Below are 18884 nucleotides of genomic sequence, written 5' to 3' on the forward strand. Positions count from 1 at the left end.
TGGTCAAAATTGACAAATCCGCCATTTTGGCCATAAACTTCTAGCTAAAATTATACCATAATCACTATTGATTGCTGGTAGTAATTACAAAGGAGTTGTAAGCATTGACAGATTTTAAGCTAATTTTGCAACAATTATCAGCCCTGTTGGCTGGCGAACACCAGCCAATCACCGTCATGGCCAATACCAGCGCCCTGGTTAACCAAGCAGTTTCCCAGCTTAACTGGGTGGGGTTCTACCTTTACGACCGTGATAAAGATGACCTCTTTCTCGGCCCATTTCAGGGAAACGTTGCCTGCATGCACATCAAGCCCGGCCACGGGGTATGCGGCACCGCTGCTCAACGTCGCCACGTGGTTAACGTTGAAGACGTCAGTAAGTTTCCCGGCTACATTTCTTGTGATGCCAATGCGCAGTCCGAACTCGTTGTTCCCCTCGTTAAGGATGGTAAACTGATCGGCGTCTTTGACCTCGATGCCCCAGTCAAGGACCGTTTTGATGATGACCTGACCAAATTTCTCACTGATGTCGCCGCAATTGTGGTTAAAAGCATTGACTAGCGGTGGCCAGACATGGTAAGCTATTCTTTGTGTAAAATAATGCAGCAGTGAGGGGCAAGCTCGTCAACAGACTGGTGCCAAACGGTGTTTTTAGTAACCCAGCTGCAAGGGTGAAAAATTCAAATCAGCCTGCACGAATGTCAAGCTCACAATCGGATTATTTTACTCCAAGAAAATTTATTGGAGGAATTTATTTATGTCTCGTTATACTGGTCCAAGTTGGCGTGTATCACGTCGCCTTGGCGTTTCACTTTCAGGTACTGGTAAGGAATTAGCTCGTCGTCCATACGCTCCTGGCGACCACGGTCGTGACCGTCACGGTAAGCTTTCTGAATATGGTACGCAACTTCGTGAAAAGCAAAAGCTGCGTTTCATGTACGGAATGACTGAACGTCAATTCTACAACCTCTTCTTACGTGCCGGTAAAATCAAGGAAGGTACCCACGGTGCTAACTTCATGGCATTGCTGGAACGTCGTCTTGACAACATGGTTTACCGTCTCGGTTTGGCTACTACTCGTCGTCAAGCTCGTCAATTGGTTAACCACGGTCACATCACTGTTGATGGCAAGCGAGTTGACATTCCTTCTTACGAAGTTGACGTTAACCAAGTAATCGCCGTTCGTGAAAAGTCCAAGAACCTGGACATCATCAAGAACGCGGTTGATGCGGTTGTTTCTCGTCCTTCTTACGTTGACTTTGATGCCGACAAGCTGGAAGGTAAGTTAAACCGGATCCCTGCCCGTGAAGACATGGATGCTGATATCGACGAAGCCCTTATCGTTGAATTCTACAACAAGTAATCTTTAATGGTTACTAACACAAAAAGCACTGCTCTGGCGGTGCTTTTTGTTTTCCATTAGATAGAAAAGCGGCTGGTGAGAAAACAAAATTCTCTCACCAGCCGCTTTTTTGTACAAAAAATGAAGCCATCCGACAGATAGCTTCATTTTATCCTTGTCAACTATTCATCCAAGTATTGCTTGGTAGCTGCAATGATGTCCTTCAACCCCTTCTTAGCATCGGAGAAGAACATGTGGGTCTGGTCGGCACTAAACAGTGGGTTTGCAATCCCGGCATAACCAGGGTGCATGGACCGCTTAATGACGACAACGGACTTCGACTTATCAACGTCGAGAATCGGCATCCCAGAAATGGCGTTACCGGACTTCCGGGCCATTGGGTTGGTAACATCGTTAGCACCAATAACCAATGAAACGTCAGTGTTTTCAAACATTGAGTTAGCTTCATCCATTTGCTTCATTTGTTCGTAAGGAACGTTAACATCGGCCAGCAAAACGTTCATGTGACCAGGCATCCGTCCGGCAACCGGGTGGATAGCGTAGTTAACGTTAATTCCATGGTCAGTAAGGAGCTTAGCCAGTTCAGCAACTTCATGCTGGGCCTGGGCAGCAGCCAAACCATAACCAGGAACAATCATAACATTATGAGCGTAAGCTAATTGCAGACCAACATCATCAGCAGAGGTTTCCTTAACATTAACCGGAATGTCATCAGAAGCACCAGAATCGCTGGCACCGCCACCGAAGCCACCGGCAAGAATGTTAGCAACAGACCGGTTCATTGCTTCGGCCATTTGCAGGGTTAAAATCGTCCCGGCAGAACCAACAAGGGCACCGGCGATAATCAAAACTTGGTTATCAATAACGAACCCGGCAAAGGCAACCGCCAAACCGGTGAAGGCGTTCAAAAGAGAAACAACAACTGGCATGTCGGCACCACCAATTGGCAAGGTCATTAACAGGCCGAATACCAAAGCAGCAACTAATTCCAGAACAAGTGCCCAGTAGTTTTGTGGGTAACCAATCATCCAAACGGCACCAACAATCATGGCAATAATTGCCAAGCCATTGCAAAGCCGGCTGCCAGGGAAGGTAATTGGCTTACCAGGAACGTGACCAGCCAGCTTACCAGCGGCAATCAAAGAACCTGAGAAAGTCGTACCCCCAATGATAACGTCGAGGACAACTGGAATTGACAAGATCAGCTGAAGGCGCGTGCCCGCAGTAACTTGTAAGTAGTCAAAGACACCAATCGTTGCGGCGGCACCACCACCGACGGCGTTAAACAGCGATACCAGTTGTGGTACGTCGGTCATCTTAACCTTACGAGCCTTAACGACCCCGTAGCAAATCCCGATTGCTAGACCAGCAACCAAGGCAATCCAACCAGCAGCGTCGATCTTACCACCAACGATAATCGTGATGATAATCATAATTACAGCAAGCGCCATCCCGACACAGGAGAGGCCATTACCTTTCCGGGCCGTCTTTGGTGACCGCATCAAGTGGACACCGACAACGTAGCAGATAGCTGAAATCAGGTAAATCAAAGAAGAACATGTTTGTAAGGCACTCATTATTGTTCGCCTCCATCCTGCTTATTATCTTTTGCAGGTGCTTTACCACCCTTAGGACGGTCAAACATCCCCAGCATCCGGTCAGTTACCGTGTAACCACCGGCAACGTTAACTGCGGCAAAGAAGGCACACAGGAATGCCAGGATATAAAATCCCCAATTATTAGCTTCTGCGGCAACAACAAAGGCACCAACGACAACAACACCGTGAATAGCGTTAGCACCAGACATCATTGGAGTTTGCAGGGTTGCTGGAATCTTGCTCATAACTTCAAAGCCAACGAGGAGACTTAAAACAAAAATTGCTAAATTAGAATATAATTGTTGACTCATATGATCGCTCCCCTTCTCTACTTTTGCGCCTTAGCATCAGGTTTGGCAGCTTCTTCATCCTTTTGTGGTTCTGGTTTCTTAATCTCAGGCAGACCCATTTGTGAACGAAGCCGACCAGAAATAATCTTGCCTTGGTAAGTAGCAACCAATTCGGACATAACATCGTCAGTCGTGTCAATCTTAATGTTGCCATCCTTACCGAGGAGGGCCTTAATAACTGCTTGGATGTTCTTCGAATACATTTCAGAAGCACTCGTGGCCAGTTCACTTGGCAGGTTATCGGCCCCGACAATCTTAGCGCCATTATCAGTCGTAACGACTTCACCCGGCTTAGAACCGGCAACGTTACCACCTAGTTCACTAGCCGCAATATCGATAAAGATCGAACCCGGCTTAGCGTTTTGAACTGACTTTTCGGTTACTAGCATTGGTGGCTTCTTACCAGGAACCCGGGCCGTTGTGATCACAATGTCACTGTCAGCAATGAAGCCGGCAAGTTCATCTTGCTGCTTCTGCTGTTCTTCCTTCGTCAATTGACGAGCATAACCACCTTTACCGGCAGCAGATACAGAACTCGTCAGGAACTTAGCACCCAAGGATTCAACTTCACCCCGTGATGCTGGACGAACATCGTAACCAGAAACGATTGCGCCAAGCCGCTTGGCAGTACCAATGGCTTGCAGGCCGGCAACCCCAGTCCCAAGGACAAGGACCTTGGCTGGCTTAGCAGTCCCGGCCGCCGTGATCATCATAGGGAAGTAACGCATGAAGTGGTCAGCAGCAACCAATGCCGCCTTGTAACCAGAAACAGAAGACTGTGAACTCAAGGCATCCATTGTCTGGGCCCGAGAAACAGTCCGCGGCAGTAATTCAAATGATAATGCCGTGACCTTAGCATCGGCCAACTTCTTCGCAACGTCATGATCAACTGACAAGGACAAGAGTCCCAAAAGCATTTGATCAGCCTTCAGCTTACCCAAAGTGTCATCGTCCGGACGGTTAACAACCGTAACGATGTTCGCCTGATCAATTGCTGCTTGCCGGTCAACGACCTGTGCCCCAGCATCAACATACTGCTGGTCAGCGAAGTTGGCTTTTGCACCGGCGCCTTTTTCAATTAAGACCTTATTGCCTTGCTTGACAAGTCTCTTAACGACACTCGGTACCAAAGAAACCCGGTGTTCGCCATCGGCTTCCTTTAGCGCTGCAATTACAATTGCCATAATTATTCCTCCTTACTATTCACTTAACCGCTTTCACCCTTTATCATAGTCTAATTTGTGTTTTAAATCACATTTTTTTGGACATTTTTTCGAAATTGAGTCTTTTTGATACGCAGAAATAAGCATTAAACACTACTCTGCTAAGCTTTCGGGCCCCCGTAAATTATTTTTCACGAGCAAAAGCGAGGACCTCATCACTGGACAATTCTGGGCAGTAGTGAAAGCCACCGACCCGGAATCGTTTGACACCCGCTAAATCAGTGACTTGATTTTCAGCAATGTAGCGGACCATCGTTCCCCGGGCCATCTTCACCTGGGTAGTCTTCTGCTTAATTCGACCATCAACAACTTCGCCAAAGCGGCACTTAACGAAGTGGCGGTTATTATTTAAATACGGTAAAATAGCCTTCTCGTATTCTGCTGAGGCCAAATCTAAGACCAAGTCGTCCTCAGCAAACAGGTCGTCAGCAAGCGCCCTCCCCCAAAACTGGTAAAGGTTCTTGGTTCCCGCCACGTGGGCGCGGTCACCCATTCCTAACCGGTAGGGCACAATCCCATCAAACGGCCGGAGCAGGCCGTAAAAGCCCGATAAGATTCGCAGGTGTTGCTGGATATATTGCAAACCGACGTCGGTAAAAACGTCTGGTGCCATATGCTGGTACTGCAGCCCCGTAAAAGCAATAATAGCCGGGGTAAGGTGTTCTCTCAGGTCCATTTCCTGGAGCCACCGGTAGTTCTTATCTGCCAAACGGGTACTACAGTTCCACCACAGCTGATGAAGTTGGTCATAGCTTAGGCTTCGCATCCAGTCAAGGATCTTGCTGGTCTTGGCCAGGTACTTTGGAAGGTCCTGGTAGGGAAAAGAATCCTCGTCGACGGTCATTGTTCGTGCTGGTGAAATTACAATTTGCATTTTGCATACCCTCCCTGACTCATTATTTAAGGTTCTTATTATGGTAATGGTACAATAATAACAATATTCTTTTTAAGGAGGAATTCTAGTGGTAGAAGAAAAGAAGTCCGCTGTTCAACAACGACTTGATAACGGCATCTACGGGACCCCGAAGATCAAACCGGACGAGCAGCGTAAGTACCTGGGCACCTTTCGTGAACGGGTCTGCTTAACCATTTCCGTTGCCGAACTCCACGAGAAGAATTGGCAACCTGAACTAGCGGCCGAATTGGCGAAGGGAATTGGCAAGCTCGTATTTATCAACGGCAACCTCCCCCACGAGATGGTCCACGGCTACATTCAGACCGCTGCCGAGGCGGGGGCCGAGTTTACGATGAAGACCGATCCGGAATACAAAGTCCAGCCTGCATCCCTAGCGATTGTTGTTGCCGCCAAAAAGGCGGTTTACCAATCACCCGTCGACGTCCAAAAGCGTTACCCCCAACGGGAAAATAACCAGCGGAAATTAACTAAAAAGGAGGACGGGGGCTTTTTCCACCGTCTCTTTCACCGGGAGGGTCGTTAAATGCAACCACTAGCATACCGAATGCGCCCCCGAACGCTTGATGAAGTCGTAGGGCAACAACACCTTGTCGGCCCCGGTAAGATTATCTACCGGATGGTCAAGGCCAGGATGCTTTCGTCAATGATTCTCTACGGGCCACCGGGCACGGGAAAAACGAGCATTGCCAGTGCTATCGCCGGGTCAACCAAGTACGCCTTCCGCAAATTAAACGCCGCTACTGATAGTAAAAAGGACCTGCAAATAGTTGCCGAGGAAGCCAAAATGAGTGGAACCGTCATCCTGCTGCTCGACGAAATCCACCGTCTCGACAAGGCGAAGCAGGACTTCCTGCTCCCCCACCTGGAAAACGGCCGAATCATCCTCATCGGGGCGACAACAGAAAATCCCTACATCAGTATCAACCCGGCCATCCGCAGTCGGGCCCAGATTTTCCCGGTCCACCCCCTGAGCCCTGACGACATCAAAGTAGCGATTGGCCGGGCCCTGACGGACAAGGAGCGGGGGCTTGGCAAAATGCCCATTGTCCTCGCGGCCAATGCGGAAGAGGAATTGTCCCAGGCAACCAATGGTGACTTACGAAGTGTCCTAAACGGCCTTGAACTTGCCGCTAAGTCTACTGACCCGGGCCCTGATGGCAAAATTCACCTCACCCTGCCAATTATTGAGGAGAGTGTTCAGAAGAAGGCCCTCAGCGCGGACAAGAATGGTGATGGGCACTACGACGTTATCTCCGCCTTTCAGAAATCTATTCGGGGGTCCGACGTTGATGCGGCCCTCCACTACCTGGCCCGCCTGATTGAGGCAGGTGATCTGACATCCATTGTCCGGCGCTTAATGGTCACCGCCTATGAAGACATCGGCTTGGCCAACATGCCAGCAGTCCAGCGAGCGGTGACGGCCGCCCAGGTTGCCCAACAGGTTGGCCTTCCGGAAGCCCGGATTCCCCTCGCCGACGTGGTAATCGAGCTTTGCCTGTCACCAAAGTCGAATTCGGGAATTAGTGCCATTGATGGGGCCCTCACCCAGGTTAAGGAGGGCGGCTTTGGCGATATTCCACCCTACCTCAAGGATGCCCACTACAAGGGCGCCGCAAAGCTTGGTCACGGGGTCGATTACCAATTCCCCCATGACCATCCCCAAGACTGGGTTGCCCAGCAGTACCTTCCTGACCGAATTAAGGGTGCCCAATACTACCAGCCAAAACAAAATGGTCGGTTCGAACAGGCACTGGGCAACCAGTACTGGCAGTTAAAGCGCGCCCAGCGCCAGGATCTAAATGGTCACCACCACCCCACGAACTGATTGCCTATTTGACCAAATGATGCTAAGATAATAATGAAAATTCTGTAGTGTACGCGTTGTCTAAACGCAGGTTTGCCTTACAGTCTTTTTACTTTGGGACTAGTGCCTTGTCCTTTTTACAACATGCCTTTTCACTTGGTAGTTGGCGACTGGACAGCCATGCCCCACCTGTTTAACATACAGGTCAACACTGAATGACAATTAACGGCACCAACGGAGTTTTCGTACATAGTCAAAATTAGGGGCTAGGGAAAGTTATTTTCCCCAGCCCCTTCTAAGTTTTTCTTACAAATTCTACACTGATAAGGAGAATTTCATAATGCTTTTACCGCTTTTTGTGACCCTCTTTGGCCTGATCGCCCTCTTTGAAGGGGTCTTCTTTTTAACCCACCTCCATAAGCCCTTTATGATCTTCGACCCCCTGAAGAGTAAGTTTGTCGCTAGTCAGCTTAAAGTTTGGGGGATCATCATGACCATAATTGGTCTCGTTACTATCGTGGCCGCCTGGACTAACAGTATCGCATTTATTGTCATAATGGTGGTGATTGGTTGTATTTTAGAGACCCAGATGGCCTTCTCAATCACCAGCGAATTCCGGGCAAAGTATCACTAGATTGCTTTACCCCCCTAGTCTGAAAAGTGTATAATAAGGGTAAACAAGCTTAAGGAGGCACTATTATGGCACAAACATACAAACACATCTTGGTCCCAGTTGATGGATCTGCGGAAGCTGAATTAGCCTTCAAGAAGGCCGTTGCCGTTGCTAAGCGGAACGGGGAAGATGCCGAACTGCGTCTGTTGCACGTTGTTGACACCCGGGCTTTTCAAAACATTTCAAGCTTCGATACTTCAATGGTTGAACAGGTTACCGACACCGCCAAGAAGACCCTTGACCAATACATTGAATACGCCAAGAAGCAAGGTGTTAAGAACGTCAGCTACTCCATTGAATACGGTGCACCAAAGACCATCATTGCCCGTGATGTTCCAAAGGAAATGGGTGCTGACCTAATCATGATCGGGGCTACCGGTCTAAATGCGGTTGAACGGATTCTGATTGGTTCCGTTACCGAATACGTTACCCGGACTGCCCTCTGCGATGTCTTGGTTGTTCGGACCGACTTGGAAAACAAGCCCGTTGTCAACCCAAAGAAGCGGAACAAGCGTTAAAACAAACTTTATAACAAGTTAAAATGCTTCATAGCTGACCGTTGACGTCATTTATGAAGTATTTTTTCGTTTCTAGAAAGCGCGGTGTATACATGGAAATCAAATATGAGATTGTTAAGCAAACCCTGCGGAAGGAAATCATTGATGGTAAGTACCAGATCAACCAGAAACTCCCGACCGAAAGCGAGTTAATGAAGCGGTTCAACGTGTCCCGTTACACCATCCGACGGGCGGTCGGTGACCTGGAAAATGAGCACTATATCTACCGGATCCAGGGTGGCGGGATGTTCGTCCAGGACTGGCAACGAAACTGGTCTGCTGACGATACCAATAAACTAATTGGGGTTATCAGTACCCACATGGCTGACTATATCTTTCCCCCAATCATTTCCGGAATCGATAGCGTTGTAACCGAGCAGGGTTACTCGATGATTGTTGGTAACACCCTTAATAACCACCATCGTGAGCGCCAGACTCTCCTTAACATGCTCGACCTTAAGATTGCCGGTCTGATCATTGAACCCACCCAAAGTGCCCTTCCAAATCCCAACCTTGACCTCTACCGGCAGATCAAGGAATACCATATTCCAACGATCCTTTTCCACGCGACTTACCCGGAACTGGACTTTCCGACCCTCCTTACCCAGGACCAGCAAGCGGAAGAAGAACTAATCCACTACCTTTTTGACCTCGGCCACCAGAAGATCCTCGGCGTCTTTCAGATTGATGACCGGCAGGGTGTCAACCGGGAGGCGGGAATGATCAAGGCCTATCAGGATGCCGGAATTCCCGTAACCAACAGTGAAGTGATCATGTACCAGTCAAATAATGACCATGCTGCGATCCTGCAAAAGGTCGATAACCTACTAAAGTCACCAGACCACCCGACGGCAATTGCCTGTTACAACGACCAGTTGGCAACCCACATCATCGGCCACCTGCAACACCAGGGTGTCCGGGTACCGGAAGACATTTCCGTCGTCAGCTTTGATAACTACGACCTCGCCCAGACAATGACCCCGACATTAACAACGGCAAGCCACCCCAAACGGCAGTTAGGCAAGGACGCAGGGAAGATGATTCTCGATATGATAAACGGTAAAGATGGTCACTCAATCACCTACCCCGTTCCCCTGGTCAAGGGAACATCAACGCAGCAAATTAAAGGAGGAGATTAATCTTGGACATTAAAACAAACTTACTGACCCTTGCCGATGGACAGAAGATGCCCCAGGAGGGTTTCGGCCTCTACAAGGTCAGCGGCCAATCCACCATTTCTTCGGCAATTCATAGTGCCTACGATGCTGGCTACCGGCTCTTTGACACGGCCCAACTATATAAAAACGAGGCAGAGGTTGGGCAGGCGCTGACCGATCTGAATGTTCCCCGTGAAGAGCTGTTTGTAACCACCAAGGTTGCGGAAGAAAATCAGGGTTACCAGAAAACAATTGCCGCGGTGAAGGATTCCCTGCACAAGTTACAACTAGACTATGTCAACCTCTTGATGATTCACTGGCCAATCGAACGCGCCTTCTTTGACAGCTGGGCAGCGCTGGAGGAGCTCAAAAAGGCTGGCCTGACAAAATCAATCGGGGTCAGCAACTACCAAGTTATCCACCTCCAGTATCTGGCCACCCAGGCCCATGAAATGCCCGTTGTCAACCAGGTTGAACGTCATCCCCGCCTCAATCAGGCTCCGCTGGTCAGGTTCGACGCCGACCACCAAATTATCACCCAAGCATGGAGTCCACTCGGTCGGGGAACCATCCTCAATGACCCTGTACTGATGGCAATTGGAACCCAGCATCATAAGTCAGCTGCCCAGGTTATCTTACGCTGGCAACTGCAGAGCGGGGTTGCCTTCATCCCCAAGTCGGTTCACGAAGCCCGCATCCGGCAGAATACGGATATATATGACTTTTCATTAAGCGACCATGAAATGGCGCAAATTGACCAACTGAACGACTTCCACCGGACGGGAAAGGAACCCACCCTGGTTTATGAATACAACAAAAAATGGTAAAGAAAGAAACGTTCCTTTAGCCGGAAAACCGGTTAAAGGGACGTCTTTTTATTCTCGATACGGATTTTCCTTGATGATCCGGGCAGGGTTACCGGCAATGATCACGAGGCTGTGACATAAGTCCCCTATATAGTTAAAAATGCTACAGCGCAGTACACAAAGGGACTCTAGCGTTCGGCAAATCCGAACGCTAGAGTCCTCTTTGTGCTTCCACAGGCTAGCTTCGCGTCGACGGGGGTTCCCTACAGGCTTGCTTCGCTTCGAAAGACGAACTAGCAAGCTAGTTCTGTCTCACTCCCACTTCCGGCACCCACGATCACGTTATCACCGAGGGTCACGCCAGGACAGATAATACTTCCGCCCCCAACCCAAACGTCATTACCCAGGGTAATATCGAAGCTTTGCCCATAGGCCCCGTTCCGCCGCAAACGAGGATTGAGGGGATGGTTAACGGTATACAGCTGGACCCGGGGACCAAGTAAGCAGTGGTCACCAATGCGAATTGGACTGACATCCAGCATCACACAGTCATAGTTAGCGAAGAAGTCATCACCAACTTCGATGTTGTAGACGTAATCGCAACGAAAGTGCGGGTGAACTTCGCACCCACTACCAACGTGACCAAACAATTCCCTAATCAGGGCCCCACTTTTGGCCGGCTGGTCCTCACCCAGTTCATTAAAGGAATGGACCAACCGACGGGCGTGTCCTCGTTCTGCAACTAATGTAGGGTCGTCAACCTTAAAGACCTCCCCGCTGAGCATCTTCTCTTTTTCACTCTTCATCTTTTCCTCCATAAAAAAAGAGCCCCAAGCGGCTCAAACTTGTTTACTGGTGACTAACCATTGCTTTGACCCGCCGCGGCTGGTGTTGGTGCCAGTAGTCAATCCCATGAACATGCCGGTAGTGGTCCCACTCGTGCTTCTTAATTAACAAGCGCTTGTCCGGATGACCAACCGGCGAAACGTCCACCTTATCCATACAGTAGAGGTACATTGCCAATAAAATTACGTCGGAAACAATCCCAATCCCCGTAAACAGGAGAAGGACACCGACCACGGCAAACACCTTTTCAAACTTTGTCCACCGGCGGTAATAGACCGTGCCCTCTTGAAGGTGGTCCACCTTGACTGGATTTAACTTATGAAGTTTCATCTTATATCCCAGCTTTTCTATTTTTATCACTATTACCATTTTACACTTGTCCGGATAAATTAGCAACCGCTTTCAATTTATATAATAAAAGGAAGCTGGGAAAAAAGCTTCAGAGTCCTCCGTATGGCTAGTATAGGACGATTGTTGGCACGGTACGGGCCAATGATCGTCCGTAATCAATGGACTTGCTTCGCGGCGCTAGACACTAGGAGCACGCTTCGACGCGGAGCAAGCCTATTTGGTTTTTCCGCGATTACTGTGTAATATTCGGAGAACTAAAAGAGGCTGGTGAGAAAACAAAGTTTTCTCCCAGCCTCTCGAGGTGTATCTATTATTGATTTAATTAAGGGATGATTCCTTAAACTAACTTATTTAATATCAATTAACTTGATACCAAACAGGTTTGCTAAGGTTTCCATTTGGTCCATCGTCAGGTTCATTGACAGAACGGTGTGGTGTCCACCACCATTACGCATCCAGCCAGTAGCACCCTTCTTCAGGCCGCACTTTGGCGTCCACATTTGCTTGGCAACTGGCAGGTTTGGCATTTCCTTTTCTGGCTTTGCGCAGTCGACATCGTAGGCAATGAACTTGTAACCATCGTCGAAGTAGGAAAGGGTAATGTCAATCCCTTCGCCTTCAGAACCGGTGAATACCAACCGTGCTGGATCAGCCTTGTCACCAATATCCAGTGGGTGAACTTCAACCCGTGGTTTATCGGAAGCAAGGGTTGGGTCAACTTCCAACATGTGGGAGCCCATGATTGCTTGGTGACCCTTCCGCAGGTCCAGGGTGTAGTCTTCCATGAAGGCCGTTTGCTTGTTTTCAGCAATAATCTTCAACAGACGGGACAGACCGGCAGACTTGAAGTCCCCTTCAGCACCGAAGCCATAGCCATCAATCATTAACAGTTGAACGGCTAAGCCAGGCAGTTGTTCCAATCCTTCAAGGTCTTGGAAGTTCGTGGTAAATGCGTCGTAACCCTTTTCGTCCAGGAAGTGCTTGATTCCCAAGTATTCACGAAGTTGGTAACGAACGGAGTGAACATACTTGTCATGGTCGTTGTCGCCTTCAACCATGTCGTAGTTTTCTTCCAGCCGCTTGTACTCTTTGTCAATGTCTTCTTCCTTAACCGCATTAACAGCTGCAACCAGTTCTGGTACTGGCCAGTAGTCAACGGTCCAGCCCAACTTGATTTGAGCAGCAACCTTGTCACCTTCAGTAACGGCAACGTCACGCATGGTGTCACCGAAACGAGCGATCTTGATGTGGAAGCTTTCGTTGTAACCAACGGCAACCTTTTCCCAGTCGGCAATTTCTTCTTGAACTTCGGGGTCATTCCACCAACCATAAACGATCTTTTCTGGAACACCCATCCGGGCGTTGATGTAGTCGTATTCACGGTCACCGTGAGCACTTTGGTTCAGGTTCATGTAGTCAAAGTCAATCGTGTCAAATGGGATGTGGTCCAGCATTTGAGTAGCCAGGTGCAGGAGTGGCTTTTGCAGCAGTTCCGTCCCGCGGATCCAGTTCTTAGCTGGGGAGAAAGTGTGCATCCAGGTAATGACCCCGGCAACGTTGTCGTTGTAGTTAACTTCCTTCATGAACTTAGTGATGCTGTCAGCTGTAGTGGCCACTAACTTGAAGACTACCTTGTAAGGCAGCTTGCCACTGGCGTTTAAGCCATCGACTAACTTGCGGGCATCCTTTTCAACTTGTTGCAGTGCTTCTGGGCCGTACAGTGGCTGACTACCAACGGCGAACCAAAATTCATAATCAAGCTTTTTTAACATGATTGAATAATCTCCTTTTCCTTAAATGAAATTGCGGTAACTTTGTATTAGTTATCACTAAATCGCTTACATTTTTATTATATAGAATTCATCCGTATAAATCAATACAACTATCGTAAATATTTGAATAAATTTAACGAGAAAGGCTGTTTCCCTTCTTGCTCTAAGGAAACAGCCTTTTTAATCACTAAGCATTCTTCTTAGCAGCAGTCATCTTACGCATTGAAGCTTCAATCTCTTCAAGCGACTTCCCACGAGTTTCGAGGAAGAACTTGTTGGTAAAGATGATACAAATAACACAGATAACACCATAAATAATGAAGGTATTAGCAATGTCGAAGGCAGCTAACATTGATGGGAACGTCAAGGAAACTACCATATCAGCTAACCAGTTCGTAGCGGAGCAAAGTGATGTCCCTAAACCACGAATGTTCAGTGGGAAGACTTCACCGATGTAAACCCAAGTAATTGGGGCCTAAGTACATGCGTAGAAGGCGATGTAGACAGTCAAGGCAATCGCACTTACGTATGCGGCGGCTTGTGAACCACTGTCCATCTTCAGGATAGCGGCCATGACGAACAGTGACAGACCCATGCCGGCAGCACCGATTGTCAGCATCTTCTTCCGGTCAACGTGGTCCATCAACAGCATTGCGACAACGGTAACAATAACGTTAACAATCCCAATCCCGATGTGGGCAAGTAAAGCGGCGGCAACACCCCAACCAACTTTAGTAAAGATCGTTGGTGCGTAGAAAATAACTGAGTTAGAACCAATGATTTGTTGGAAGATAGCGGCACCTAAACCGGTAACCAGGGCCGGCCGAACATCGGCACCGAATAATTCCTTCCAACCACCTTGCTTTTGGTTAGCGGAAACTTGAATTTCGTCCAGGGCGGTGTTAACGGCTTGTTCATCACCCTTGTTGGTGTTCATCAAAACGGCCCGTGCTTGGTCAACCTTACCGATCTTAACTAAGAAACGAGGACTTTCTGGCAGCAGCAGGGCACCGAAGAAAAGAATAATAGCTGGTAATGCGGCGAACCCTAACATCCAACGCCAACCGGTGTACATGCTTTGGAAGGTGTAGTTCAGGATGTAGGCAAGTAAAATACCAATCATGACCATCAACTGGAACATGGTAGCAACGGCACCGTGCATCCGCTTTGGTGCAAGTTCGTGCAGGTAGGCTGGAATCAATGCGGGAGTAATACCAACACCAATCCCCAAGATAACCCGGGTAACTAACAGGGTCCAGTATTCAGGGGCAAACCCAGAACCCAAGGCACCAATTGTAAAGATAATTGCGGCCCAAATTAACAACTTACGACGACCATACTTATCAAGGAACTTACTAGTACCAAGGGCACCAAGGATCGCACCAATCAAAACGGATGAAACAACCATCCCTTGTTCCCAAGAGTTAAGGCTTAATTGCTTCTGGATAAACAGGATGGCCCCAGAAACGGACGCAATATCGTATACGAACAGTAAACCACCAAGTGCACCAAAAGTATAGATAAAACCGTTTGAAATCTTCTTCAACTTTGTTCACTCCTATACTTTGTAAAAATAACAACCTCAGAATCCTAATCACATGCGATTCGTAATTACACATCAAGCGCTTACAACGTAAGTATAGAATATTTGTCAGGACAAGTCAATAAAACGGTTACAATTTTATTCCTAAAATTGCGTATAAATTATTGGTAGTCCGGATAAATGCCGTCCTGTCAGCCTTTGTTACCCTGGTTAACTCCACCTAAATTTACAGATAAGCCCAAAAAAGTCCACGTACTTACCGCAATAATGCAGAAATACGTGGACCTGATGTTAGTATTCGTCCGGATATATATTAGTTTGTAATTTTCTTCACTGACTGACGGTAGATGATCTCGGGATGGTAAATGATCGGTTTGACCTTCTCCCCCTCGATCAGTTTTAAGATCATCTGCCCGGCATCGACCCCCATCTTATTCTTGGGGTGAACCGCGGTTGTGAGCCCCGGCATTACGTAGTCGCTCAGGAGGTAATCATCGAAACCAATAATGCTGACGTCCTCGGGAATCGCCATCCCCAGTGACCGAATAACGTCCATCACCTGAATTGCCAGCTCATCGTTATAGCAGGCAATTGCGGTAGGCCGGTCATCAGATCGCATGTACTGGGCAATCTTATCAAAGATCTGGGCCACGTCATCCGTTGACTGGTACATGATTACGTTACTGAGGAGGGTGAAGTCGGGATGGGCCGTATAGGCATCCAAAAAGCCCTGCATCCGGCCAACTCCTTGCATATCGTCAATCTTAAAGACCCCCAGAATCCGCTGGTGGCCATTGTCAAAGAGGCTATTAACCAGCTCCATCTCGGTTGCCCGGTCATCGATGTCGATGTAGGGTAACGAAGAATTATCATAGTGGGCATTGATGAAGATCGCCGGAATGTGGGACTCCTCAATTCGCTGGTAGAGGTCCTGATTGGGGTTGGGCCGGGCACTTTGGGTCGGTTCCAAGATCAACCCATCAACCTTGCTATTGAGCATTCTTTGCAGGCTGACCCGCTCCTGTTGTTGGTCGTTGTGGGTGTTGCTCAACAGGACTGAATAACCGTGACTCGAGATTGCCCGGTCAATCCCACTAATAATGCTCGGGAAGATGTAGTCCGCTAAATGGGTGGTTACAACCCCGATGACTTTGCGGTTCACCGGCTTATCCGGCGTTGCCTGCCAGTCGTCAACGTACATTCCCCCACCTTGGATCCGGTAAATGTAGTGTTCGTTTTCTAGTTCGCCCATCGCCCGCCGGATCGTGTAGCGGCTGACATTATACTCCGCCATCAGGGCTGATTCTGTCGGCAGCTGGGTACCCTTTTCGTAGTGCCCTGAACTTATTTTCTGCCGAATTTTTTCCTTTACGGTCTCATACTTGGTTGCCATTCTGTCCCCTCCCTGTTATGCGACCATTATACAGTAAAGAGCAAAAAAAAGCGCGCCCCAAACGAACTGCGGACAATCATTGGTCTAATAACTGTCGGCGGTTAACCGTCCGGGACGCAATAAGTTTTTTGCTAGTTTAAATTAGTTTTCACGTTTGGCGTGGTCCTTACTGTGGGCATTGTTTTGACCATAGTAAGCATTCTTCCCGTGCTTCCGGTAATAGTGCTTGTCAAGCAGGTATTGTGGTAAGTGGTTGTCTGCCCGGGTCAATTGCAAAGTGTGGTAGTCCTCCTCGGCAACGACTTCCAGGACCTTAGCATTGTAAACCGCCTTGTCCGGAGTTGGTCCCCAGGCAAATGGACCGTGCTGCATAACGAGGGCCGCCGGGGTTGCTTCATAGTCTAAGCCCCGCTCTTTAAAGCTCCGGACAATCACCTTCCCGGTGTTGCCTTCGTAGTCTTCTTCAATTTCTTCCTTAGTGAGGGCATCAGCAGCCGGGACATCGGTGTAGAAGGTGTCGGCGTGGGTGGTGTTCATGGCTGGAATATCCATGTGGGCAGCGGCAAAGGAAACGGCCCATGGGGAGTGGGTGTGGACAATCCCACCGATCTTTGGGAAGTGGTTGTACAGGTAGGTGTGGGTTGGCGTATCACTGGATGGGTTCAAATCCCCTTCAACGACTTCCCCCTTGAGGTTAACAACTACCATGTCTTCCGGCTTCATTTCTTCGTATGGAACACCAGATGGCTTGATGACAAAGAGGCCCTTCTCCCGGTCAATTCCGGAGACGTTCCCCCAAGTAAAGGTAACCAGGCCTAACTTAGGCAGTTTCATGTTGGCGTCGTATACTTCCTTCTTTAATTCTTCGAGCATTATTCTTCTCCTTTTAGTTTAATTTCATGTCCTTACCGGCTTCGATTTCGGCTGGTAATGCTTCCTTGTAGTTATCAATAAACTTCTCATAGCCTTGAACACTCTCCGGCTCAGGGAAGAGGGTTGAGCTTTCGGCATCAACAAAGACCTCGTCGTCTAGGTAGTCAGCCAGGTTCTTGCCCTTAGTATCACTGGCGTAGAGGGCGAGGACGGCCATCCCCCATGGGCCCCCTTCACCGGCGTTACTCATCAAGGTAATCGGCGTGTTTAAGGCATCGGCGAGGGCTTGCTGAGCAACCACCGGCGTCTTGAAGAGTCCCCCTTGGGCAATCAGCACGTCGGTCCGGATGTGTTCTTCCCGCAGAAGGATATCCATCCCAATCTTCAGCGGAGCAAAGGCGGAGTACAGTTGAACCTTAAAGATGTTGGCCAAAGTGAAGTGACTGTCCGGCTTGCGGACCATCATTGGCCGCCCATCTTGGACCTTCGTGATGTTTTCACCGGAAAGGTAGCTAAAGTTAACCAGGCCACCAGCGTCTTGGTCCCCCTGTAAGGAGGAGTCAAAGAGCTTCTCGTACAGTTCGTTCGGTGACAGGTTAATTCCCAGAACCTTGGCGAACTGGTTGAAGACGCTGGCCCAAGCATTAATGTCGGAGGAGCAGTTGTTGGTGTGAACCATCGCTACCGGTGCACCGTCGGGCGTCGTAACCATGTCGATGTCGCGGTGAACCTTATTTAGTTTTTGGTCAAGAACTACCATTGAAAAGGCAGACGTTCCGGCAGAGATATTCCCGGTCCGCTTCCGAACGGCGTTGGTAGCAACCATCCCCGTCCCGGCATCACCTTCTGATGGGGCAATCAAAGAACCCGCTTGCAGCTGGGAACTGGGGTCCAACAGCTTGGCACCCTCGGCAGTTAACTTGCCAGCCGGGTGACCAGCCAGTAGAACCTCTGACAGGATGTCCTTGATGTTCCAGTTAAACTTAGCCACTTCCGGCAGACCAGCAAACTGTTCAAGCATCTTTTCATCGTAGGTCTTTGTTTCCTCATCGATTGGGAACATCCCGGAGGCGTCGCCAATCCCGGTGTTCTTGTTTCCGGATAACTTCCAGGAAACGTAGCCATCTAGAGTTGTGATGAAGTCAATGTCCTTAACGTGGTCTTCCTTGTTAAGGATTGCTTGATAAAGGTGGGCCACACTCCACCGTTCCGGAATGTTGAAGTTAAACAGTTCCGTCAACTTATCAGCGGCCTCACCAGTAATGTTGTTTCGCCAGGTCCGGAATGGTACTAACAAATTACCGTCCTTATCGAAGGGCATGTAACCGTGCATCATCGCACTGATCCCAATCGAACCAATCTTGGTCAGGCGGACACCATACTGTTCATTGACACTGGCCGCCATGTTAGCGTAACTGGTCTGGATTCCCTTCCACACCTTCTCAAGCGGGTAGGTCCAGATGTTGTTCCGGAGTTCGTTTTCCCAAACAAAGTCTCCAGAAGCAACGACCTGGTAGTCGTCCGTTACCAGGACCGCCTTAATCCGCGTCGAGCCGAGCTCAATACCGAGCGCAGTGTTGGCGCTTTCAATTTTTGCCTTAATTTTGCTTTTATCCACAGGAATTGCCTCCCCCTACAAATTTATTGAACAACTTTATTG

18 protein-coding genes and 1 pseudogene are annotated in these 18884 nt (G+C 48.8%); 8 read left to right on the forward strand and 11 right to left on the reverse strand.

All coding sequences use genetic code 11. The annotated features are described in order from the left end of the window. Positions 1–104 precede the first annotated feature (104 nt). Together QOS01_RS01955 and rpsD are read left to right on the forward strand one after the other, a co-directional pair. Complete coding sequence (locus QOS01_RS01955) at positions 105–560, forward strand: GAF domain-containing protein (RefSeq protein WP_283620868.1); 456 nt, start codon at positions 105–107, stop codon at positions 558–560. A gap of 196 nt (positions 561–756) precedes the next feature. After that, positions 757–1362 (forward strand): 30S ribosomal protein S4, encoded by a 606-nt coding sequence (gene rpsD / locus QOS01_RS01960; protein WP_047769789.1) that lies wholly within the window; start codon positions 757–759, stop codon positions 1360–1362. Between the two features lie 161 nt (positions 1363–1523). Here the strand turns inward: rpsD and QOS01_RS01965 are convergent, their stop codons facing one another. From QOS01_RS01965 to yaaA, 4 genes are all read right to left on the reverse strand, one after another. Next, positions 1524–2939 carry an NAD(P)(+) transhydrogenase (Re/Si-specific) subunit beta gene (locus QOS01_RS01965; RefSeq protein ID WP_283620869.1) on the reverse strand — a complete coding sequence of 472 codons (1416 nt, stop codon included), beginning with the start codon at positions 2937–2939 and terminating at the stop codon, positions 1524–1526. Next, positions 2939–3271 carry an NAD(P) transhydrogenase subunit alpha gene (locus QOS01_RS01970; protein ID WP_047769794.1) on the reverse strand — a complete coding sequence of 111 codons (333 nt, stop codon included), beginning with the start codon at positions 3269–3271 and terminating at the stop codon, positions 2939–2941. Before QOS01_RS01970 ends, QOS01_RS01965 begins: the two co-directional genes overlap by 1 nt. Before the next feature lie 17 nt (positions 3272–3288). Continuing rightward, the gene (locus tag QOS01_RS01975; protein ID WP_283620870.1) at positions 3289–4494 is read right to left on the reverse strand and encodes an NAD(P) transhydrogenase subunit alpha; all 1206 of its coding nucleotides are present in this window, start codon (positions 4492–4494) and stop codon (positions 3289–3291) included. Positions 4495–4657: 163 nt separating this feature from the next. After that, the gene (gene yaaA, locus QOS01_RS01980; RefSeq protein ID WP_283620871.1) at positions 4658–5407 is read right to left on the reverse strand and encodes a peroxide stress protein YaaA; all 750 of its coding nucleotides are present in this window, start codon (positions 5405–5407) and stop codon (positions 4658–4660) included. 88 nt (positions 5408–5495) lie between these two features. Here yaaA and QOS01_RS01985 point away from each other — a divergent pair, with 88 nt between their 5' ends. The 6 genes from QOS01_RS01985 (at position 5496) to QOS01_RS02010 (ending at position 10467) form a co-directional block, all read left to right on the forward strand. Continuing rightward, positions 5496–5972: a YueI family protein gene (locus QOS01_RS01985; protein WP_283620872.1), complete on the forward strand. Its 477-nt coding sequence runs from the start codon at positions 5496–5498 to the stop codon at positions 5970–5972. Next, a complete protein-coding gene (locus QOS01_RS01990; RefSeq protein ID WP_283620873.1) occupies positions 5973–7274 on the forward strand; it encodes a replication-associated recombination protein A in 1302 nt (433 codons plus the stop codon). It begins immediately after the preceding gene. A 319-nt stretch (positions 7275–7593) separates the two neighbouring features. Continuing rightward, positions 7594–7887 carry a hypothetical protein gene (locus QOS01_RS01995; protein ID WP_283620874.1) on the forward strand — a complete coding sequence of 98 codons (294 nt, stop codon included), beginning with the start codon at positions 7594–7596 and terminating at the stop codon, positions 7885–7887. Between the two features lie 65 nt (positions 7888–7952). Next, complete coding sequence (locus tag QOS01_RS02000) at positions 7953–8444, forward strand: universal stress protein (protein ID WP_047769807.1); 492 nt, start codon at positions 7953–7955, stop codon at positions 8442–8444. Between the two features lie 92 nt (positions 8445–8536). Then, positions 8537–9622 carry a GntR family transcriptional regulator gene (locus QOS01_RS02005; RefSeq protein WP_283620875.1) on the forward strand — a complete coding sequence of 362 codons (1086 nt, stop codon included), beginning with the start codon at positions 8537–8539 and terminating at the stop codon, positions 9620–9622. Positions 9623–9624: 2 nt separating this feature from the next. After that, the gene (locus QOS01_RS02010) at positions 9625–10467 is read left to right on the forward strand and encodes an aldo/keto reductase (RefSeq protein ID WP_283620876.1); all 843 of its coding nucleotides are present in this window, start codon (positions 9625–9627) and stop codon (positions 10465–10467) included. A 272-nt stretch (positions 10468–10739) separates the two neighbouring features. On the opposite strand, the gene QOS01_RS02015 is transcribed toward QOS01_RS02010, so the two are convergent. The 7 genes and pseudogenes from QOS01_RS02015 to QOS01_RS02045 all read right to left on the reverse strand — a co-directional run bounded on the left by QOS01_RS02015 (position 10740) and on the right by QOS01_RS02045 (position 18842). Continuing rightward, complete coding sequence (locus tag QOS01_RS02015) at positions 10740–11252, reverse strand: sugar O-acetyltransferase (RefSeq protein ID WP_283620877.1); 513 nt, start codon at positions 11250–11252, stop codon at positions 10740–10742. Positions 11253–11295: 43 nt separating this feature from the next. After that, the gene (locus QOS01_RS02020; RefSeq protein WP_047769814.1) at positions 11296–11622 is read right to left on the reverse strand and encodes a hypothetical protein; all 327 of its coding nucleotides are present in this window, start codon (positions 11620–11622) and stop codon (positions 11296–11298) included. 368 nt (positions 11623–11990) lie between these two features. Continuing rightward, a complete protein-coding gene (gene araA / locus QOS01_RS02025) occupies positions 11991–13415 on the reverse strand; it encodes an L-arabinose isomerase (protein WP_283620878.1) in 1425 nt (474 codons plus the stop codon). A 187-nt stretch (positions 13416–13602) separates the two neighbouring features. Further along, positions 13603–14961: pseudogene (locus QOS01_RS02030) on the reverse strand (sugar porter family MFS transporter). 310 nt (positions 14962–15271) lie between these two features. Continuing rightward, the gene (locus QOS01_RS02035; protein WP_283620879.1) at positions 15272–16351 is read right to left on the reverse strand and encodes a GntR family transcriptional regulator; all 1080 of its coding nucleotides are present in this window, start codon (positions 16349–16351) and stop codon (positions 15272–15274) included. Between the two features lie 141 nt (positions 16352–16492). Beyond that, positions 16493–17224: an L-ribulose-5-phosphate 4-epimerase gene (locus QOS01_RS02040; RefSeq protein ID WP_283620880.1), complete on the reverse strand. Its 732-nt coding sequence runs from the start codon at positions 17222–17224 to the stop codon at positions 16493–16495. A 13-nt stretch (positions 17225–17237) separates the two neighbouring features. Then, positions 17238–18842, reverse strand: coding sequence for a xylulokinase (locus QOS01_RS02045; protein WP_283620881.1), 1605 nt, complete (start codon positions 18840–18842; stop codon positions 17238–17240). Positions 18843–18884 lie beyond the last annotated feature (42 nt).

It is taken from the genome of Limosilactobacillus avium (genome assembly GCF_947381485.1).
In the GTDB taxonomy this organism is placed as follows: domain Bacteria; phylum Bacillota; class Bacilli; order Lactobacillales; family Lactobacillaceae; genus Limosilactobacillus; species Limosilactobacillus avium.

Excerpts from the sequence above, each read along its gene's own strand:
- rpsD (WP_047769789.1), top strand. The coding sequence starts at position 757 with ATGTCTCGTTATACTGGTCCAAGTTGGCGTGTATCACGTCGCCTTGGC.
- QOS01_RS02020 (WP_047769814.1), bottom strand. The coding sequence starts at position 11,622 with ATGAAACTTCATAAGTTAAATCCAGTCAAGGTGGACCACCTTCAAGAG.
- QOS01_RS02005 (WP_283620875.1), top strand. The coding sequence starts at position 8,537 with ATGGAAATCAAATATGAGATTGTTAAGCAAACCCTGCGGAAGGAAATC.
- QOS01_RS02000 (WP_047769807.1), top strand. The coding sequence starts at position 7,953 with ATGGCACAAACATACAAACACATCTTGGTCCCAGTTGATGGATCTGCG.
- QOS01_RS02040 (WP_283620880.1), bottom strand. The coding sequence starts at position 17,224 with ATGCTCGAAGAATTAAAGAAGGAAGTATACGACGCCAACATGAAACTG.
- QOS01_RS01990 (WP_283620873.1), top strand. The coding sequence starts at position 5,973 with ATGCAACCACTAGCATACCGAATGCGCCCCCGAACGCTTGATGAAGTC.
- QOS01_RS02015 (WP_283620877.1), bottom strand. The coding sequence starts at position 11,252 with ATGAAGAGTGAAAAAGAGAAGATGCTCAGCGGGGAGGTCTTTAAGGTT.
- QOS01_RS02035 (WP_283620879.1), bottom strand. The coding sequence starts at position 16,351 with ATGGCAACCAAGTATGAGACCGTAAAGGAAAAAATTCGGCAGAAAATA.
- yaaA (WP_283620871.1), bottom strand. The coding sequence starts at position 5,407 with ATGCAAATTGTAATTTCACCAGCACGAACAATGACCGTCGACGAGGAT.
- QOS01_RS01970 (WP_047769794.1), bottom strand. The coding sequence starts at position 3,271 with ATGAGTCAACAATTATATTCTAATTTAGCAATTTTTGTTTTAAGTCTC.
- QOS01_RS01975 (WP_283620870.1), bottom strand. The coding sequence starts at position 4,494 with ATGGCAATTGTAATTGCAGCGCTAAAGGAAGCCGATGGCGAACACCGG.
- QOS01_RS01965 (WP_283620869.1), bottom strand. The coding sequence starts at position 2,939 with ATGAGTGCCTTACAAACATGTTCTTCTTTGATTTACCTGATTTCAGCT.
- QOS01_RS01995 (WP_283620874.1), top strand. The coding sequence starts at position 7,594 with ATGCTTTTACCGCTTTTTGTGACCCTCTTTGGCCTGATCGCCCTCTTT.
- araA (WP_283620878.1), bottom strand. The coding sequence starts at position 13,415 with ATGTTAAAAAAGCTTGATTATGAATTTTGGTTCGCCGTTGGTAGTCAG.